Raw genomic sequence first — 18,827 nt, 5'->3', positions numbered from 1 at the left:
ACAGCAGGGCCTGAACTCAGCGACGGCGAAGCCGCTACCCCGGGTCTATGCGGGTCGCCTGCGAAAGGAGAGTTGACATGAACACCACGTCCGGGGCAGAGGACTCATCGGAGGTGGGTCCACTTCCGGACCGAAACAAGGTGGTGACACGCCACATCCTCGAACACCAGGCCGCCGTGCGCCCGCGCGAACTGTGCGTGCTCGGTTCGGACGGTGAAACATGGAACTGGGCAAAGTCTCTTGAGAACGCGCAACGCGCGGCCGGCGCTCTCGCGGACCGCGGTGTGTGTCGGGGAGATCACGTCCTGATCCTTCTGCCGAACGGTCTGAGCTGGCTGCGCGCTTGGTGGGGTGTCAGCATGCTGGGTGCTGTCATGGTCACGGTGAATACGGCCTACCGCGGAGAAACCTTGCGTCATGCATGCACAGAATCTGCCGCGTCCGTGATCGTCACCGATGCAGTCCTCGGTGAACGCATCGACCAACTCGGACTCGACCTCACCGTCGTGTCGCCAGCTGAACTTGCAGGAGGTACTGCGGCAGCTCCAGTTCTGGACCCCCCACTGGACGCGTGGGACGTGCACGCGGTCAACTTCACGTCCGGCACCACGGGCACCGCGAAAGGTGTGCTGACACCGTGCCTAGCAACCTATATGGGCGGCGTGAACGCAATGGGAGAAGGCGGCGGACTCAGGCACACAGACCGATGGCTGGTCGACACTCCACTGTTCCATGTCAGCGGGCAGATGACTGCACTGGTCTGCATGTCCGCCGGGGCAAGCCTCGCCATACGCGACCAATTCTCCGGGTCACGCTACTGGAACGTTCTCGCGGAAACCAGGGCGACGCATTCTCTGCTGGTAGGCACGATGGCGCAGTTTCTACTCGCGCAGGAACCCTCCCCTGAGGAGCGAAAGCATCGACTGCGAACCGTCGTTCTAGCCCCGATAGTCGCCGACCACGAGAGCTTTCGCCAGCGTTTCGGCGTCGACTTGCTCAGCTCTGTATACGGGCAGACCGAAATCAGCACTCCGCTGCTCGTGCCGCCTGGAGGGGACATCATCCCGGGCAGCGTGGGGCGGCCGCGATCAGGGGTCGAGTTGCGGATCGTCGATGAGCACGACATGCCTGTGCCGACAGGCGAAGTGGGCGAGCTGATCATTCGGACTCACCGGCCGTGGGAGATGAACCTCGGATATGTAAAGCGCCCCGCCGAGACGATTTCGGCATGGCGCAACGGATGGTTCCACACCGGCGATGCGTTCCGGCGGGATCCCGATGACAACTACTACTATGTCGATCGAACGCGAGATACGTTGCGCCGCCGTGGAGAGAACATTTCCAGTTTCCAAGTGGAGGCCGAAGTGCTGGCGCATCCCGATGTTCTCGAAGCGGCATGTGTTGGAGTCCCCGCACAGTTCGGTGAGGAAGAGGTGAAAGTCTTCGTGGTCCCGGTCGAAGGCCGAACCATAGAGCCGTCGGATCTAATCCGATTCGTCATTCCTCGACTGCCCCGGTTCATGGTGCCCCGATTCATCGAAATCGTCGCGGAGCTACCGAAGAACCAGACCCTTCGCGTGCAGAAATTCCAGCTACGAACACGCCCGAACAACACACACACTTGGGATCGAGAGGCTGTGGGTATGCCCATAGCGCACTGAATGCATGCCGAGTGGATCGAAGGCCGCCGCTATCTCGGCTCGACGGCTGGCCCGCTCCCGCGGTGTCCACCCCGACGGCGCCGCTGTCGAACCCGCTCAGGAGGTGACTCAAGCGGCGCTGACCGCATAACCACCCGCCGAAGACTCACGCGACGATGTCGTACACCGCCTCCCAGGACTTGACCTCATTGCCCGGTTGTTGCTGGATCGGATGACGCCATCGCCGGCGATATCGTAGGTCTCGATGCCCATTACCTGACTGAACTCGCCAGCAACCCAACATCTCACGTCGTTGGCGGAAGCCCACCGAAGGCCTTCGAGGGCTTTCGCTGATCCGCACTGCAAGGAGACTCCCGCATACACCCGGTCGCCTCCTGTGGTCACCTTCATTTTCGTATCAGTCGGAAGTACTGCCGAAGCAATCCGTTCGTATTTTCGGTCGTGCCACGCAACCAAGGTGAGGCGGCATGGGCGAAGTAGACACCCTCGGCGAACAGATGACCGAACAGATCGTGCCGCGCCATCTCCGTACCCTGGTCCCTGGTCATCGTCCAGCGCGCGTGCTCTGGGATTGCTCGACCAACTCACCCAGCGCCGCGGCGAAAGGCTCGGCGCGGTGCCCACCCGGCAGATACGGAAGCCGGACATACCGGCTGCGCCGATCAATAATAGGGCTGGGGAGCGAGCTCAAGGACCTGACACACGTAACCGCGACGGAAATGTCATCGGCGGCGAGCGGCGGGTAGAGCCCTTTTCCAGGAGGCCTGAAACAGGCACCCCGCCGCCCGGCGCAGGACCTGGCTCATACTCTAGCAGCGGGATCCGCAAAATTTCGGAGCAATCTTGGTCGCAATCATCTCGTCCAAGTAACCGACCGCCGCGGAACCTCCCTAGGCCCTGGGTAGCGCATCCACGGCCGGATGATCACGGTTTATCTTGCCCAACTTCGCTGCACTACCCGGCGAACCGAACTCCTCGAAAAATTCAACATTTGCGGTGACGTAGACACTCCACTGATCCGGCAGGTCGTCGACGTAGAAGATTGCTTCGACAGGGCATACCGGTTCGCAGGCACCGCAATCGACACACTCATCTGGATGGATATACAGCATGCGACCGCCCTCGTAAAGGCAGTCCACCGGACATTCTTCGATGCACGCCTTATCGAGGACATCGATACAGGGTTCGGCGACAACGTAGGTCACGCCTTAACTCCTAACAATCTGTGGCTATGTTCGGTGTGAGTGACGAACGACTCCTGATTTGCCAAGACGCATCAGTTACCACAAAGCCAGCTCTCCCGGAATTTCGCGAACCTCGCCCCACATTCGCAGGCAACTTCCATCACCGGTATTCTCTCGATTCGCTGCGGCACGGAGAGCTGTCCGTGCCGCACCGCCGAGGACCGTCTCCGTCAACTCCGCTCCCCATCGGGCGTTCCGCGACTATTTGATGGTTGTGACGAAATCAGAGTACGGGCCGGCAAGGTAACTCGACGCAAAAACGTCAGCTCAGACGCCGGTCCGCCCGGGCAACCACATGTCCCAGCTTCTCCAGATCGATGGTGGTGTCGGTGATCCCGCGGTCACGCAGCTTGAACTTCTGCACTCTGCCGTTTACGTTTACCGGTAGCTCGTCCAGAAATTCGACATACCGCGGAATCGCATAGTAGGGAACAGATTTACGGAAGAACTCGAACAAATCGGCGATATCGATCTGAGTCTTCTGTGTCACAACGAGACAGACTTTGATGTCGTCCTCGCTCAACTCCGATGGCACCGCATGCACTGCGGCCTGCAAGATGGAGGAATGCTGCAAAATCGCCTGTTCGAGCTCTACCGAGGAGACGTTCTCGCCGCGCCGACGTAAGGAATCCTTCTTCCGATCGGTAAACCAGAAGTATCCATCTTCGTCTACCCGACCCTTGTCACCGGTGTGATGCCACAGGTTGCGGAATGTATCGATACTGACGGCGTCGTTGTTCCAGTAGCCAGAGAACAGGCGGAACGGCGCGTCCGGACGAACCACGATCTCGCCGGACTCACCAACGGGTACCTCGACGTCGTCGTCGTCGACGATCTTGACTTGTAGCCCTTTCGTCAGCTTGCCCATACTTCCCGGTTTGCGCGGACCGCGCGGATCTCCGAGCAGCACTGGCCAACATTCGGACTGCCCGAATACCTCTGCGAATGGCGCAATCCCGAATCGTTCCTCGAACTGCGCTGTGAACTCCGCAGTCGACGGCATGAACGTAATGTGCCGCAGCTTGTGATTACGGTCGTCGTCCGACCGCGGTTGGGCGAGAATCGCCATGCCCATGGCTCCCATTCCCATTGCCGCCGTCGCACCAGTCTCACGAATGCGTTCCATATACTTGCTCGCACTGAAAGCAGGTTCCACGATTACGGATCCGCGAACTGCCAGTGCAGCTGCTACCAACCAGGTTTGGCCGCTGAAATGGAATAGTGGGTTCGCACCGAAAATCACGTCCCCCTTCTCGTACCAGCCTGAGTCGACGAAAACGTTGATCAGGTTGCAGTAGTAACCATGGGTGATAGTGCACCCCTTGGACGCACCCGTCGTGCCCGACGTATAGATGACTGCGCAGACGTCAGATGGCGAGAGAGTAGGTGCGACGAACTCAGTTGCGCTCGATTCCAACTCGCTGTACGCGAGCGACACCTGAGCTGCGCTGGTACTTGCCGCGTCCCCGACCAGCACGAGCTGCGGTTCCTCAGTCAGCTCCGACAAGATCGGCTTTAGCATTTCCATTGCCGCACTGTCGCCGATGTAGACCTTCGGTGTGGTCTGAACCAACTGATGCCGAAGGAACTCACCGCGCAGGTACGTATTCAAAGGCACCTGGATGGCACCTGCCTTCGCGATTGCGTAGATAAGCACGATGTATTCGAGTCGATTGGGCAAATTGACCGCGACCCGGTCGCCCTTTTCGATTCCTAATGACTGAAGTCCGGCCGCGACGCGATCAGATCGTCGGTCCAGCTCACCGAGCGAAACCCAGTCGCTTGCGCACTGGACGAACGGTCTGTCCGGGTCGAAGGCCGCTTCTTCGCGGAGCCAGTCGCCGACAACCCGACCAGATCGCTGTTTGTCGAGAGCCATTGTGATGTTCCCCTTTTGTTACACGCCACTGCGTTAGATGTTGAGCGGACGCGAAGGGCGTCCTGTGGAGAAAGGCGGCTATCGGCCGCTACAGCTACAGCTGTGCTTCACTGATTCGCTGATGTGTCAGGGGGCGGCGTGACGTACACCCAGGATCAGCTCGGCCGCCCGCTCGCCGATCATCATGGACGGCGCGTTGGTATTCCCGGTGGTGATCGTCGGCATGATGCTGGCATCGACAACCCTCAGATTCCGAAGTCCGTGGGCCCGCAATTCTGGATCCACGACGGCAAGGTCGTCGACTCCCATCTTGCATGTACCCACTGGATGGTACGACGGCGTAACGGTCTGCCGAACATACTGTTCCCAGTCGGCGTCGGTTCTGCAGTTCGCCTCGGGTTTCATTTGGCCTGCGGTGATCGCGGCCATTGCCGGCTGCGACATCACTCGCTGGATTTCACGAAGTCCTCGCAGACAGTCACGGACATCGTCCTGGTCTGCAAGGAATTGATACGAGATCCGGGGCATACTGTCCGGCGCGGAATCGCGCAGCGTGATCGAACCCCTGGCACGCGGCTTGAGGTAGGTGGAGGATGCGAGGAATCCCTCCTCTTTCGCCGGCTGGACGTTGAACATCCCATTCTCGTCGACGCCGCGCGTGATCGCGAACGGCACGAATTGCAACTGCAGATCTGGTGTTTCGAGGCTGGAGTCGGTGCGACCCATACACTGGACCTGGACCATGGTCATGGCGAGCATCCCGCTGCCATTGCGCACGTAGTCTGCCAACCCCTTGGCGACCATGCCCACCCGCATCTTGTTGATGGTCGGGATCGTCGTGTGCCAGCGCTGCATCAGATACGGGTGTTCGTGCAAGTTCTCCCCCACTCCGGGAAGGTGGTGCACGATCTCGACGCCCGCGTCGGACAGCGCCGCACGCGGGCCGATTCCCGACAGCTGCAAGAGGCGAGGTGACCCGATCGAGCCGGCACTGATGATCACCTCGTCGCGGGCCCGTGCCTGCTTCTCGACGCCCTTGTGTCGGTACTTGACTCCCACTGCGGCGCCGTCCTCAAGAAGGATCCTATGGACGAAACTCGAGGTAGCGACGGTGACCTTGCCCTTCGGCGCCACCCGCCTCATGTACTCCCGCGAGGCCTGCGACCGCGTACCGCGCCGGTGGTTGACCTGCCCCAGTCCGACGCCCTCCTGGCTCGCACCGTTGTAGTCGGGATTACGGGCATAGCCTGCTTGGACGCACGCTTCGATGAAGGTCGTGTTGCCCTCACCGTGATTGCTCTGGACGTTCACTGCGATGGGACCCGAACCCCCGCGAAGACCGTCGGCCCCGCCTTCCCAGGTCTCCATACGCTTGAAGGAAGGGAGCACAGATTCGAAGTCCCAGCCCGTACACCCTTCCTTTGCCCAGCCGTCGTAGTCTGATCGGTTGCCGCGAACGAATACGCAGGAATTGATCGACCCACCGCCACCCATGACCTTGCCGGCCATCCACGCTTCGGGCTGACTCGTACGTGTCGGGTCCGGCTCGGCGGGGTACTTCCAGTTCACCTTCTGGTATGCCACTGCCACAGCTGCCGGGATCCGGACGTCGATTCGACGATCGCTAACCCCTGCTTCGAGCAGAAGGACGCCGGCTCCCGCCTCGGCGAGTCGCGCTGCCACGACAGACCCCGAGGAGCCACCCCCCACGACTATGTAGTCGAAGACCTCGTTGTTCATCGGCGGTTCCTCCAGGACTCGTAGCGATGTGACTCACCGCACATTACCAAATTTGACACAGATTCTGAACAGATTTTGAAAATGATTCAAGGGCTCGTAAAGAGACCTTCGACTTTCAGTAGCTCTTGGGAAGGCCGAGAACATGCTGACCGATGTAGGCGAGCACGAGTTCCTGAGGAAGCGGGGCGATTTTCATGAGGCGAGCCTCGCGCCAGTAACGTGCGACGTGGTATTCCTCGGCATAGCCGAAGCCACCATGTGTCTGCATTGCCACGTCGGCGGCCTGGAACCCCGCTTCGGCGGCGAGGTACTTCGCCATATTCGCCTCGGGTCCGCACGGAATCTTGCGGTCCAGCATCCATCCGGCGCGGCGCGTGATGAGCTCGGCTGCTTCGAGTCGCGCGTGCGCGTCGGCAAGCGGGAATGCAATGCCCTGATTCTTCCCGATGGGGCGGCCGTAGACGACACGCTCGTTCGCGTAGGCGACTGCGCGGCGCAGGGCAGCCTTTCCTGTTCCGACCGCTTCGGATGCGATCAGGATCCGCTCAGCGTTGAGTCCGTCGAGCAGATACTTGAAACCCTTCCCCTCCTCCCCCACTCGATCGCTCACCGGGACGACCAAATTGTCGTAGACGGTTTCGCACGAGGCGACCGCATTTCGTCCCGCCTTCGAGATCGGGGTGATGGTCACCGCCGGGTCTCGCAGGTCGGCCATCAACAACGTCAGACCGTCGGTTCGACGCTCGCATTCCTCGACCGGGGTGGTACGAACGAGGAGCAGAACGCGATCGGCGTCCTGAGCCTTCGATGTCCAAACCTTCTGCCCACGCACAATGTATGAATCACCATCGCGAACGGCGCGAGTCTTGATTGCGAGAGTCTCGGTGCCTGCGTCAGGCTCGGTCACCCCGAACGCGACGTGGAGGTCACCTGAGGCCACTCGCGGTAGATAGCGCTGCTTGAGCTCCTCCGATCCATGCAGAGCGATCGGATGCATACCGAAGATCGACAGATGGATCGCGCTGCATCCGTTCATGGCCGCACCGGATGCCGCCACCTCTTGCAAGATCACTGACGCCTCGAGCAACCCACGGCCACTGCCGCCGTACTCTTCGGGAATCGCGATACCGATCCAGCCACCGTCAGCAAGTGCCTTGTAGAAGTCCCAGGGAAACTCGTGACGTGCATCTCGTTCAGCCCAGTATTCGTCGTCGAACTTCTTACAGACGGAACGCACACCCTCCCGAATTAGGTCGAGGTCCGAATCATTCGAGAAGTCCACCGGTACACACCTTCCTGATCATGAATTTTGTGGCGCCTGTTGCACGGATTTCAACTCGAAGAACTCAGCCAATCCGTGATGGCCCAGTTCGCGACCGTTACCCGACTGCTTGTAACCCCCGAAAGGAGCGAGCATGTTGAAAAACGAGCCATTGATGTCGACCGCACCGGTACGTAACTGCCGGGCGACCCCGAGCGCGCGTTCACGATCCCCGGACCAGACGGCTCCGGACAACCCGTACTCGCTGTCGTTGGCGATCTCGATCGCCTCTTCCTCACTGCCGTACGGCAGAATCGAGAGCACAGGTCCGAAGATTTCCTCACGGGCAATCCGCATGTCCGGGGTGACCATTGAGAAAGCGGTCGGCGTCACAAAGTATCCCGACGGTACGCCTATCGGGACCTCGAGCCCACCATGGATGAGGGTGGCGCCTTCGTCGATACCGACCTGGACGTACTCACGCACGCTGTCGCGTTGCGCGGCCGATGCCAGCGGTCCCATCGTCGTGGCCTGGTCCAAAGGGTCGCCGAGAACATACTTGCGCAGGCGCGCCCGGACCAGTTCTTCCACCTCGCTGATTCGCGACTGGGGCACAAGCATTCTGGTGAGTGCCGTGCAGGTCTGCCCGGTGTTCGTGAAACAGTTCGCGACACCCACTTTCACGGCTTGCGCGAAATCGGCGTCGTCGAGGATGACGTTGGGTGATTTCCCGCCCAGCTCAAGCGCGACCCGCTTCACTGTCCGGGACGCAACTTCACCAATCCGGCGGCCGGCACCTGTCGACCCCGTGAATGTCACCATGTCCACGTCCGGGTGACCGACCAATTCTTCGCCTACGACACGTCCCCGGCCGGACACAAGGTTGAAGACCCCGGGCGGAAACCCGATCTCTTCGATCAAGTCGGCGACAATGAACGCGCTCAGGGGTGCCACTTGGGAGGGCTTGAGAACCACGGTGCACCCTGCGACGAGGGCGGCACCGATCTTCCCCAGCACCTGCTGCAATGGGTAGTTCCACGCGGTGACCGCGGCGACGACTCCGATCGGCTCGCGGAACACCAGAGAGTCGCCGACCTGTTCCTCGACCTGGAAGTCCTCCATCAGCTCGCCATAGCTCTGCAGAACCCTCCGAGGGAGTCCGACCTGGACTGCAGTCGAGACCCGCAACGGTGTCCCCACCTCGGCCGAAATCAGCCGGGCGAGCTCGTCTGCGCGTTCGTCCACCTTGGTCGCCAACTTCGCCAGGAGGTCCAGCCGATCAGCCAGTGCGGTTCGCGACCAGGCGGGGAACGCGGCGCGGGCGGCGGCGACGGCCTTTTGGACGTCCTCGGCGGCACCGTCAGGGACTCGACCGATCACCAACCCTGTTATCGCGGAATGGACCTCGATGTCGCCACCTGCCGAACGTTGCCAGGTTCCGTCGATGAAGACGTGCTCACGATCGAGGGCGTTCATGATGTCAGTCCAGGTGTCTTGGCGTGTAACCGGCGCATCTTCGAGATCCAATCGTCGTAATCGGCGGCCTTCCCGCGGAAGTACTTCTCAACGGAGGGGTGGGTCAATATCAGGAATTGTTCCTTGCTCATCCCGTCGATAACGCAGTCCGCAGCCACGTCCGGTTCGATTGCACCGGCCACTGCAAACCACTCCCCCTGCGCTCCGCGCAGCATTGATGTACGGACTCCTTCTGCGACGATGCAGGAGACACGAATCCCCTTGCTGCCATAGTGAATCGACAGCCACTCGGTAAGACCGAGGACTGCATGTTTACTGGTGGCGTATGGCGCGTTCCCGAGCGCGGTCAGCAATCCAGCGGCCGATGCGTTCTGGATCAGATATCCCGATCCGCGCTCCACCATGTGCGGCAGAACCGCTCGCGTCGCGTAGACCTGGGGCATGACGTTGACGTCCCAGACTCGCTGCCATGCCTCATTCGAGGCCCACGGATTCCCTCGCTCGTGAAGCGGAGTCACACCGTCGTGTGGTTCCCCCCACAGAACACCGGCGTTAGACACGAAGACGTCGATACGGCCAAGTTCACGAATGGTCTCTTCGGCCAGCCGAATCACCTGGGACTCATCGGACACATCCGCCACGACTCCGAGAGCTCCGATGTCCTCGGCGACTCTGGATGTGCCCTCGGCGTCGATATCCGAGACAACCACCGAAGCGCCCGCGGCGGCGAACCGCCGACACATGGCTTCACCCATGCCGGCGGCTCCCCCGGTGACAACGACGACCTTACCTGCGGGATCCATCAGCTCAGATGAGCTTCGTGAGCTTCGCCGCGTTGTCCCACATGACCTTGCGCTCAGAGACAGGGTCCTTCAGTTCCGTGGCGACCTTCTCGTACTGGCGCGGTTCGGCGAGCCCTTCCGGGTGCGGGTAATCCGAGCCGAACAGCACCTGTTCCGCACCGAGGTGGTGCACGACCTCCGTGAGGTTGTCCTCCCAGAACGGTGCCACCCACACGTGCTGCCTGAACTGTTCCACCGGGTCCGATGCGAAGTAGCCCGGTCGCTGGAATCCTGCACGGTTGAGGCCCGACACCAGCAGTGGAAGGAACTCCGCACCGTTCTCGACGGAGGCGATGTGCAGGTCTGGGAACCGTTCGAAGAGTTTGTCGCAGGTTACCGCTGCCAAGTAGTTGGCGATGGCCCGCTCGTGACCGACGGCGATCTGCAGTGGCGATGCAATGCCGCCGATGATGTTTCCGGTGTAGCTCGTGTATTTGTCCAGACCCGAGCCGCCAACCTCGCCCACGTGGACGACGACCGTCGCGCCTGCCTCCTGAATACGTGCCCAGATCGGATCGAATACTTCCGATCCGGGGGAACGCCATCCACCGTCGGTGTACACGGCCTGCGCGCGGACCACGAAGATGCGTGCCCCGTTCGCGAGACCGTGCTCGACCTCACCTACGGCGGTGTCCACGTCCCCGAACGCAAGGTAGGGCGAAGCGAAGATGCGGTCCTTGTAGTTGTATCCCCAGTCGTCGAGCAACCACCGGTTGAACGCCTTGAATGCTTGGCCGGCGGCTTCTGGATCGAGCTGCAGCGCCTCCTCGTAGCCCATTCCCAACGAGGGCAACATCCAGACGGCCTGCAGGTTCTGCTCATCCATCTTGAGGATTCGGTCGTCCCTGTTGCGGTAGTGGGACGGAATCGGCTCACGATCCGAGAGGATCTCCACCAGCGACCGCTTCTCGGGGTTTCCCCGGAAGTAATCAGCCATCGCTCCCGGCTTCACGATGGGATCGAAGGTCGGGTTGGTAACGGTGTGGTCGATCTTGCCACCGACGATCTGCCGGGTTCTACCGTCGATATTCGCTGTCTGGACGGTGCGCTCCTTCCACTCCTTCGGAATGTGCCGAGTGAAAGCGTCGAGCGGCTCGTAGTAGTGCTGGTCGGTATCGAGTACGGGGGGAAGTTCGGTCTCACTCATGGGTTCTCCAGACATCGCGTTGGCAGAGTGATACCTCCTCTGTCGGAATGAGGAGCCACATCCGCGTGATCGGACTAATCTAAATCTACTCAGAATTTGGTGGGTTTACAAGATGTTTATCGAACTGCGCGGACACAGAGGGCGTCGATGATCGTCCCTCCGTTTTCGTCGACAATTGCCGGGTTGATCTCAATTTCGGCCAGCCCGTGTTCGCGGACCACATCACCCATTCGGTTCAGCGTCTCGAGGATCCAGCGGTCGTCGAGCGGCTTGCTGCCACGGAATCCGAATATCAATTCCGCCATCCGCAGTCGCGACAGCGCCTTCCGGAGGGTGTCCAGATCACAGGGAATCGGCACCTGCTCGACGTCACGGAGCACCTCCACCGCGGCACCTCCGACGCCGACGCTGCCGAAGATTCCCAGATCGTCTGCATCGCGGACGGTGAGCACGAGTTCGACCCCGCCCTTGATCATCTTCTGCACCAACCAGGTCGGTGCGGGTGCGCCTTCCGGACGAGACACGACCCCATCCATTCGGGTGACGGCCTCCGTTACATCAGCGGGGTTCGTCAGATTGACCGCGACGAGTCCGAGTTCGGTCCGATGCGCGATGTCGTCATCGGCAGATTTGACCACCACGGGATACCCGAGACTATCCGCGGCAGCTGCCACCGACGTCGCGTGGTCACCGACAGCCATCGGCGCGACACTCAGTCCGTGGTCCACCAGAAGTTGCAGAGCGGTAGCGCCTCCGATGGTCGCCGGAGCGGACGCAGGCCCTGCGCCCTCGGTCGGTGCCGCGCTCCCTGATGCGATTACTCGCTCAGGACCTATCAACGCTCGAACGACCCGGCCGAGATCCGAGGGGCTCTCCGCAACCAGAACTCCGCCTTCGCGGAGCTCCTTGATGTGGGCCTGCACCGCGTCACCTCCGTACCAGAGCACTACGACGGGTTTTCCGGTGTTGCGTCGCACGTCCAAGATGTCTTTGACGCTCTGGGCGTTCCAGCCTCTCGCACCCATGGGTAGTGGTACGCACACGGCCTCGACTGAAGGATCCTCAGCGACTGCCGCCAAGTACCCTCCGAAGTGGACGGGCATCGAACCCGGCCCCACATCCAATGGGTTCGGGATACTCGCGAAGTTCGGTAGCTGGGACTTCAACGTGTCGACGGTGCCCGGAGCAAGTGGGGGGAAGACTACCCCTGCGGTGGAGAGCTGCTCGGTCGCGAGCACCGCCATACCTCCCGAGTAGGCGACCATTCCCCACTGTCGGGGAAATTCCCGGCCGTGAGCGCTCATCGCTCCCAGGACCCACAAATCGTCGGGGTCGTCCACCACGGTGACGCCGAGCGCCCGCAACAAGCCCAACTCCAGTGCGCCGCGGCCAACGATTTTGCCGGTATGGCTCGCGGCCGCCCGCTCACCGGCCGCGGTGCGTCCGCCAAGGTAGGTGATTAGTCTCTTGCCGGCCTCGTCGAGTTCGCGTACCGCAGCGGCAAACAGTTGCCCGTCCCGAATCGACTCCATATACAGCGCAACCGTGTCTACCTCCGGCAGACCGGCGAAGTAGGAGATGAAGTCGGGGATGTCCATGTCGCGCTGATTGCCGGTGCTCACGATATGGGAGATGCCGACACCTGCATTGCGCGCACGTTCAACGATCGTGCTACCGATTGCGCCGCTCTGCGCGATCACTGCAATCCGCCCTGCCGGAATGGGCTCACCTTCGGTGAGGACCGATGTCATACTCATCGCCAAACCAGTGCGCACATTCACCAGCCCTGTGCTGTTGGGGCCGACAACATTGATGCCCTGCGCCTCGGCATAGCTCAGTAGCGATCGCTCCAACTCATGGCCGGCCTCGCCCATGTCAGCGAATCCTGCCGTCAGAATCAAAGCCTGACGTGCCCCGATGGCGGCACAGTCCTCCAGAACACCTCGAACTGCTCCCGACGGTACAGCGATGACCACGACGTCTGGCGCCGACCTCATGTCCCGCAGCGATGGTAGAGCCGGGTGACCCTCGACGGTGGTAGCCGTCGGATGGATGACCGTGACCTCACCTTCGTAGCCGTACACTCCGAGATGATCCAGGACGGCTCGACCCCCGGCCTTGTATGCCTGTCCCGTACTGGTCGAAACACCCACGACGGCAACAGAGGATGGCTCGAGGAAATACTTGACGACATCTCCTCGTAACTGCGAGGAACCCTCCCCGACCTCCGCCGGGGGCGTCATCTGCTCAACCGCCATGTCTGTGTGCCTTCCTGTGCTTTGTAGTACTCGACGAATGCGAAATGTGTTGACGAAGATTTTTCTGCGTGGGGACGCAGTCGATCAGTCACGCCACGTGCGGAAAGGCAGAACGGCGAGGCTTCGCGTCTGGCCACCGTGTGCGGTGAGCTTCGCATCCTCAGGAAGGGAGAACCGCGGAATACGGCGGAAGATCTCCTCGAAGGCGATGGTCAGCTCCAGACGCGCGAGATGCGAACCGAGACAACGATGGCTACCCGCTCCGAAGACCATCGACTTGTCCGACGTGCGATCGATAAGGATCTGGTCTGCATCGGGGAAGACGTCTTCGTCTCGGTGCGCGGATGCCAGTGGCAACACAACCCGGTCGCCTGGCTGCAACTCGACGCCACTGATGACCTTCCTCTCGGTGACCGTGCGGCTGGCATGGACGATGGGTTCGAACCGAAGCAATTCCTCGATGGTCCCGGGAATCAGTGACGGATCGGCGGCGAGCTGATCCTGTAGATCAGGTCGGCGTGCTAGATGCATGAAGCTGAAGCCAATTGCCGTCGTGACAGTGTCGAGCCCGGCCAACACCAAGACGTAGGCGAAGTTGAGGATTTCTCGGTAGTCGAGCTTCCGCTGCCCCGGCATCTCAGCTTTGATCAGCACTGAGATGATGTCGTCGCCCGGCGTCTCGAGTCGGTCATCCACGAGTCCGCGTAGAAAGTTGTGTAGCGCCTTCCCTGCGTCGAGCCTGGCTGCGGTCTGAGCTTCGACATCGCCGTGCTCAGCGCCCTGTGTAGTGGTATGCAGAATAGTCCCTGCCCACTCGCACAGTTGGTCTCGCTGCTCCACGCTGAAGTCGAGTCCAACCAGGCGGAGGAACACAGCACTGGGGTACGGCTGGGCGAACTCGGCCATGAAGTCGAATTCCTTCGACTCCAGCATTCCGTCGACCAACTCGATGGCGTACTGACGAACCGATTCCGCGATGTGCTCGATCGCCTTGGGTCGGAACAGCGGATCGACGATCATCCGGTAACGTCGATGGTCGGGCGGATCCACCTCAAGCGGAATCAACGGCCTGGTGTGCCCCGGCGTCGCTGGAGTGTCCGCCGGCCACGACGAAAAGGTCGTCGCATCATGAAGGACCTCGGCGACGTCGTCGAACTTCGACACCACATAGAAGCCGCCGTAGTTGTCCGTGTGCGCCACAGGGCACTTCGCTCGTAGGGCCGCGAACTCCGCATGGGGATCCAACGCGAACTCGGGGTCGTAGTGATCATAGTCGTGCCCCAGTGCCTGGAGCGCGCTGCAACCACCGCTCATCTTGTCAATCTGCTGGTCGTTCACCTGAACTCGTCTCGATCGTCGGGAGTGGTGGAATGGGGTTGCCCAGTTGCTGCCGCCGCGACCTCTTCTCGACAGAGTTCGGTGAGCGCGTGGGAGTCCTTGTAGAAGACATCGACGCGGACGATCTTGCCGTCTCGCACCTGATAGAGGTCGACACAGTCCAAGGCCAGACTTCGTCCTGTCACGCGTGATGTGAACATCCCGCGAACCGTCACTAGGATCCGGCATCCTGCCGTTGCGATCTCCGGCTGTTCGAGGTCGACACGGAAGTCCCGGTTCACGGCGCGGAGCATGCCGAGAAAACCATTCCTACCTACGTAGTCGCCGCCGAAGGGAAGGCTATCCGCCTCGGAAAACACAATCGCCTCGTCCAGAAGGTCGAGGCATGCTGGGACGTCGCCCGCCCGCAGGCCGTCCGTGAACTCCCGGACGACCGTGATGCTGTCCTTCACTGTCACTAGCGCTCACCCTCTCACGGGAATGCATGGCCGCCCGCCCATACTGGAAGGACGGCAACGTAACACTTCGTTTTCTACACAGATTTCGAACGCTAGTCAATGGAACAAGCACCTAGTTAAGCTTCCGATGTTGCGATACTCTTTTCTAAATTAGGCACTACGTTTTCATCAGATACCACGCCACGTTCGATCGAGAGTGGCCATCAGAGAGGACTACCGTGAGCTTCGCCCCCACCGATGAGCAGCGCGAACTCCAACAATTGGTCCGCAGATTCTGCGAGGAGAAGTCTCCGGTTGCCGAGGTTCGGCGACTCATGGACACCGAGGACGGCTTCGACACTGCAGTGTGGGATCAAATGGGAAAGGAGCTGGGGCTGCAGGCGCTCTTCATCCCTGAGATCTACGGAGGAATGGGATACACAGTGATCGAAGCTGGCCTCGTGCTCGAGGAGATGGGCCGAGCACTGCTCTGCGCGCCCTTCCTGTCCTCGGTGGTCCTGGCCGCTAATGCGATACTCGCCGGCGGCACGGACGAACAGCGCAAGCTACTGCTGCCCGGGATCGCAGGCGGCCAGGTCCGCGGCGCACTTGCATTCGCTGAGACTACCGACACCTGGCAGCCCGGCGTGGCCACCACGGAAGCCACCCCAGACGGCCTTCACTACCGATTGAAGGGTCTCAAGACCCTGGTCGTGGATGGCCACACTGCGCACACCCTCATCGTCTCGGCGCGTACACCGGGCAGCATCGGAACCGACGCAGCATCTCTCTTCGTCGTGCAATGCGACGACGCGCCCGGCATGACGCGACGCGTACTGCCAACACTCGATCAGACCCGCAAATTGGCGACGGTGGAGTTCGATGGAACCCCAGCCCAACTACTTGGCAAGATCGGAAGTGGGTGGTCAACTCTGGAACACACACTCCAACTCGCCGCCGTGTGTCTCGCCTGCGAACAGCTCGGTGGAGCGGCTCGCTGCCTTGACATGTCGGTGGAGTACGCCAAGATGCGAATGCAGTTCGGACGACCGATCGGCAGCTTCCAAGCGATCAAGCACAGGTGCGCCGACATGCTGCTCGGGGTCGAATCCGCACGGTCCGCCGCGTATTACGCCTTGTCAGCCGCCGCCGCGAATGACGAGCTGCCGATGGCATCAGCCCTCGCTCACGCCCACTGCTCCGAGGTCTTCTCCCGTGCCGCCAGTGAAAACATCCAGATTCACGGCGGCGTGGGATTCACCTGGGAGCACGACGCTCACCTCTACCTCAAGCGTGCAAAGAGCTCCGAAGCACTCTTCGGTGGCATCAGATACCAGCAGGATCTGATCGCCGGGGGAATCGGTCTCTGAGTCCGTTCCTCTATCGATTGAGACTTCTCAGCGATTGAGTATCACACAGCCCGAAGCATTTTCATGCCAAATGTGCTCCATGGACCCCACATCCCTCGGGACGGTTCGATCCCACCCCGGAGTGCAATCACAACTGATCGCAGCAGCTGCGGCGACCATCATTAGCCCCGCCAGTTCGGAATTGAGCCGCACTGGCACTCGCGGTTCTTGCCCAATCACCGACGCCGTGCAATGGTCAGGTAGAAGTGGATCTGGCGCAATTTTCGTGAAGCCGCTGGGTGTGTCACTGACCTGCATCGACGAGGTCGGGTGAGGATTCTCCGGGTGCGCTGAAGACGGTGTGCGGGTCCTACTCCCGCATCTGGCAAGTATCGATGTTGTCGGTGTTTGGCGAGTCGGATCGACGATCCGAATCCAGGCCCGTTCCCGAGGTGACCGAGCGTGGTGCCCGCGGTGCGGTGGTGAGGCCACTCGTAGGCATTCGCGGTATCGCCGACAGTTGACCGACACCGCGATCGGCGGGCATCCGGTCTTGATCGATGTCCGGTCCCGCCGGCTCTTCTGCGACACCACTGACTGCGGGGCAAGAACTTTCGCCGAGCAGATCGCGGGTTTGACCGAGCGATGGAGTCTGCGAACACCGGCGAGGACAGCGATGATCGAAGCGATCGGCCTGGCCGCGGCAGGACGGGCCGGCGCCCGACTCTCCGGCCGACTCGGTGTCGCCGTCAGCCGGGACACCCTGCTGCGGGCAGTGCGGTCGATACCCGACCGACCCATCGGTGAGGTGCCCGTCCTCGGTATCGACGACTTCGCACTCCGCCGAGGCCACGTCTACGGCACCGTCGTGGTGGACATGAAGACACGAACACCGATCGACCTGCTGCCCGACCGCACCGCCGGCACCGTCGCCACCTGGCTGCGCGGCCATCCCGAGATAGAGGTGGTCTGCCGAGATCGTGCCCGGGCGTACGCCGAAGGCGTCCGCACCGGTGCCCCGGACGCGATCCAGGTCGCCGACCGCTGGCACCTATGGCACAACCTCGCCGCTGCGGTGGAGAAGACGGTGATCCGCCACCGCGCCGACCTGCGCCCACCCACCGAAACCACGAGCACCAACGACGCGATCGACAACCCCTCCTCCGCGCCTCCCGACCCGACCGAAAGTGGTATCGCTGACGGTCGCTTGGCCACCCGAACCCGGGAACGCCACGCCGCCGTCCACGAATTGCTCGCGCAGGGAAGAACGATCTCGTATATCTCCCGGACACTGCCACTCGACCGTAAGACGGTCCGGCGCTTCGCCCGCACCGCCGATGCCCAAGACCTGCTGCCAACTACACGGACCGGCCGCAGTCTGCTCGACGAGTACGCACCCTACCTGCGTGAACGCGTCGCCGGCGGATGTGTCGACGCGGCAGTCCTCACACGCGAGATCACCGAACTCGGCTACCACGGCAGCACCAAGACCGTGCGCCGATTCCTGCAGCCACTGCGCGCCGCACACACCGCACTGCCCTCGAGGCCGGCCGCGCCCAGCGTCCGGCGGGTCACCGGGTGGCTGACCCGACGACCGGACCGGCTCACCGACGAGGACCGGGCCGGGCGCGACGCGCTCCTGGCGCGCAGCCCCGCGCTCGCCACCACCGGTCGACTGGTCCAGGACTTCGCCGAGATCATGGTTGATCGGCGCGGCCAGGACCTGAACGCCTGGATCGGCCGCGCCCGGCAAGAAGGGTCACCGGCACTTCGGTCGTTTGCTGCGGGCCTGGTCCGTGATCTCGATGCCGTTACCGCGGGGCTAACACTGCCGCACAACTCCGGCGCCGTCGAGGGGCATGTGAACAGGATCATTCTGTGGAATCTGAGATGTCAAGCTCACTCTCGTTTGCGCTGGTTGACCGGGACGATCGGTAGCTCGGTCGCGGTCGGCGGGGCGCCGATCTCGCGTGGCGTCGTGCCGGTCGGTGTTGGAACGTCGACCAGCCGGTTCAGGAGGTTGTCGAGGGCGGTCTGTCCCTCGTCGACGGCGGCGCGCTCGTCGTCGCTGAGTGGGATCGCGCCGAGCATGCGCTGGAGATTGTCCTTGGCCTCCAACAGTTGTCCCTTGCCGGATGCCTTGGGGGCGTAGAAGTCGCAGCGGGCGCACGCCATCCTGTGTGGGCATTGCTCGA

At 61.7% G+C, this 18,827-nt stretch carries 13 protein-coding genes and 1 pseudogene; 3 read left to right on the top strand and 11 right to left on the bottom strand.

Features of this window, described 5'->3' with window-relative positions; all coding sequences use genetic code 11:
• Positions 1–77 precede the first annotated feature (77 nt).
• Entirely contained in the window at positions 78–1,661 is a 1,584-nt protein-coding gene (locus CBI38_RS34730; RefSeq protein WP_162603382.1) for an AMP-binding protein, read from the top strand.
• A 404-nt stretch (positions 1,662–2,065) separates the two neighbouring features.
• Here CBI38_RS34730 and CBI38_RS41005 read toward each other — a convergent pair.
• The 11 genes and pseudogenes from CBI38_RS41005 to CBI38_RS34680 form a co-directional block, all read right to left on the bottom strand.
• Positions 2,066–2,331, bottom strand: a pseudogene (locus CBI38_RS41005) (IS30 family transposase); the annotation flags it as partial.
• A gap of 220 nt (positions 2,332–2,551) precedes the next feature.
• Complete coding sequence (gene fdxA, locus CBI38_RS34725) at positions 2,552–2,866, bottom strand: ferredoxin (RefSeq protein ID WP_109335944.1); 315 nt, start codon at positions 2,864–2,866, stop codon at positions 2,552–2,554.
• Between the two features lie 301 nt (positions 2,867–3,167).
• The gene (locus CBI38_RS34720) at positions 3,168–4,784 is read right to left on the bottom strand and encodes an AMP-binding protein (protein ID WP_109335943.1); all 1,617 of its coding nucleotides are present in this window, start codon (positions 4,782–4,784) and stop codon (positions 3,168–3,170) included.
• Positions 4,785–4,910: 126 nt separating this feature from the next.
• Positions 4,911–6,524: a GMC family oxidoreductase gene (locus CBI38_RS34715; protein WP_109335942.1), complete on the bottom strand. Its 1,614-nt coding sequence runs from the start codon at positions 6,522–6,524 to the stop codon at positions 4,911–4,913.
• A 115-nt stretch (positions 6,525–6,639) separates the two neighbouring features.
• Complete coding sequence (locus CBI38_RS34710) at positions 6,640–7,806, bottom strand: acyl-CoA dehydrogenase family protein (RefSeq protein ID WP_016881736.1); 1,167 nt, start codon at positions 7,804–7,806, stop codon at positions 6,640–6,642.
• Between the two features lie 18 nt (positions 7,807–7,824).
• Positions 7,825–9,261, bottom strand: coding sequence for an aldehyde dehydrogenase family protein (locus tag CBI38_RS34705; protein ID WP_109335941.1), 1,437 nt, complete (start codon positions 9,259–9,261; stop codon positions 7,825–7,827).
• The gene (locus tag CBI38_RS34700; RefSeq protein ID WP_109335940.1) at positions 9,258–10,064 is read right to left on the bottom strand and encodes an SDR family oxidoreductase; all 807 of its coding nucleotides are present in this window, start codon (positions 10,062–10,064) and stop codon (positions 9,258–9,260) included. The genes CBI38_RS34705 and CBI38_RS34700 overlap by 4 nt, the downstream gene beginning before the upstream one ends.
• A 4-nt stretch (positions 10,065–10,068) precedes the next feature.
• Positions 10,069–11,250: an amidohydrolase family protein gene (locus CBI38_RS34695; protein WP_016881739.1), complete on the bottom strand. Its 1,182-nt coding sequence runs from the start codon at positions 11,248–11,250 to the stop codon at positions 10,069–10,071.
• 116 nt (positions 11,251–11,366) lie between these two features.
• On the bottom strand, positions 11,367–13,508 hold the full coding sequence (locus CBI38_RS34690; RefSeq protein ID WP_230990350.1) for an acetate--CoA ligase family protein: 2,142 nt from the start codon (positions 13,506–13,508) through the stop codon (positions 11,367–11,369).
• A gap of 84 nt (positions 13,509–13,592) precedes the next feature.
• A complete protein-coding gene (locus CBI38_RS34685) occupies positions 13,593–14,846 on the bottom strand; it encodes a cytochrome P450 (RefSeq protein ID WP_109335939.1) in 1,254 nt (417 codons plus the stop codon).
• Positions 14,843–15,304, bottom strand: coding sequence for a nuclear transport factor 2 family protein (locus CBI38_RS34680; RefSeq protein ID WP_230990349.1), 462 nt, complete (start codon positions 15,302–15,304; stop codon positions 14,843–14,845). Before CBI38_RS34680 ends, CBI38_RS34685 begins: the two co-directional genes overlap by 4 nt.
• A gap of 218 nt (positions 15,305–15,522) precedes the next feature.
• Between CBI38_RS34680 and CBI38_RS34675 the strand changes: the two genes are divergently transcribed.
• A complete protein-coding gene (locus CBI38_RS34675; protein WP_109335938.1) occupies positions 15,523–16,653 on the top strand; it encodes an acyl-CoA dehydrogenase family protein in 1,131 nt (376 codons plus the stop codon).
• A gap of 340 nt (positions 16,654–16,993) precedes the next feature.
• Positions 16,994–18,784: an ISL3 family transposase gene (locus CBI38_RS34670; protein ID WP_109335937.1), complete on the top strand. Its 1,791-nt coding sequence runs from the start codon at positions 16,994–16,996 to the stop codon at positions 18,782–18,784.
• Positions 18,785–18,827 lie beyond the last annotated feature (43 nt).

It is taken from the genome of Rhodococcus oxybenzonivorans (genome assembly GCF_003130705.1).
GTDB classification, from domain to species: Bacteria; Actinomycetota; Actinomycetes; order Mycobacteriales; family Mycobacteriaceae; genus Rhodococcus_F; species Rhodococcus_F oxybenzonivorans.
The sequence above is the reverse complement of the archived record's forward strand: the minus strand, read 5'-3'. Positions and strand labels throughout refer to the sequence as shown.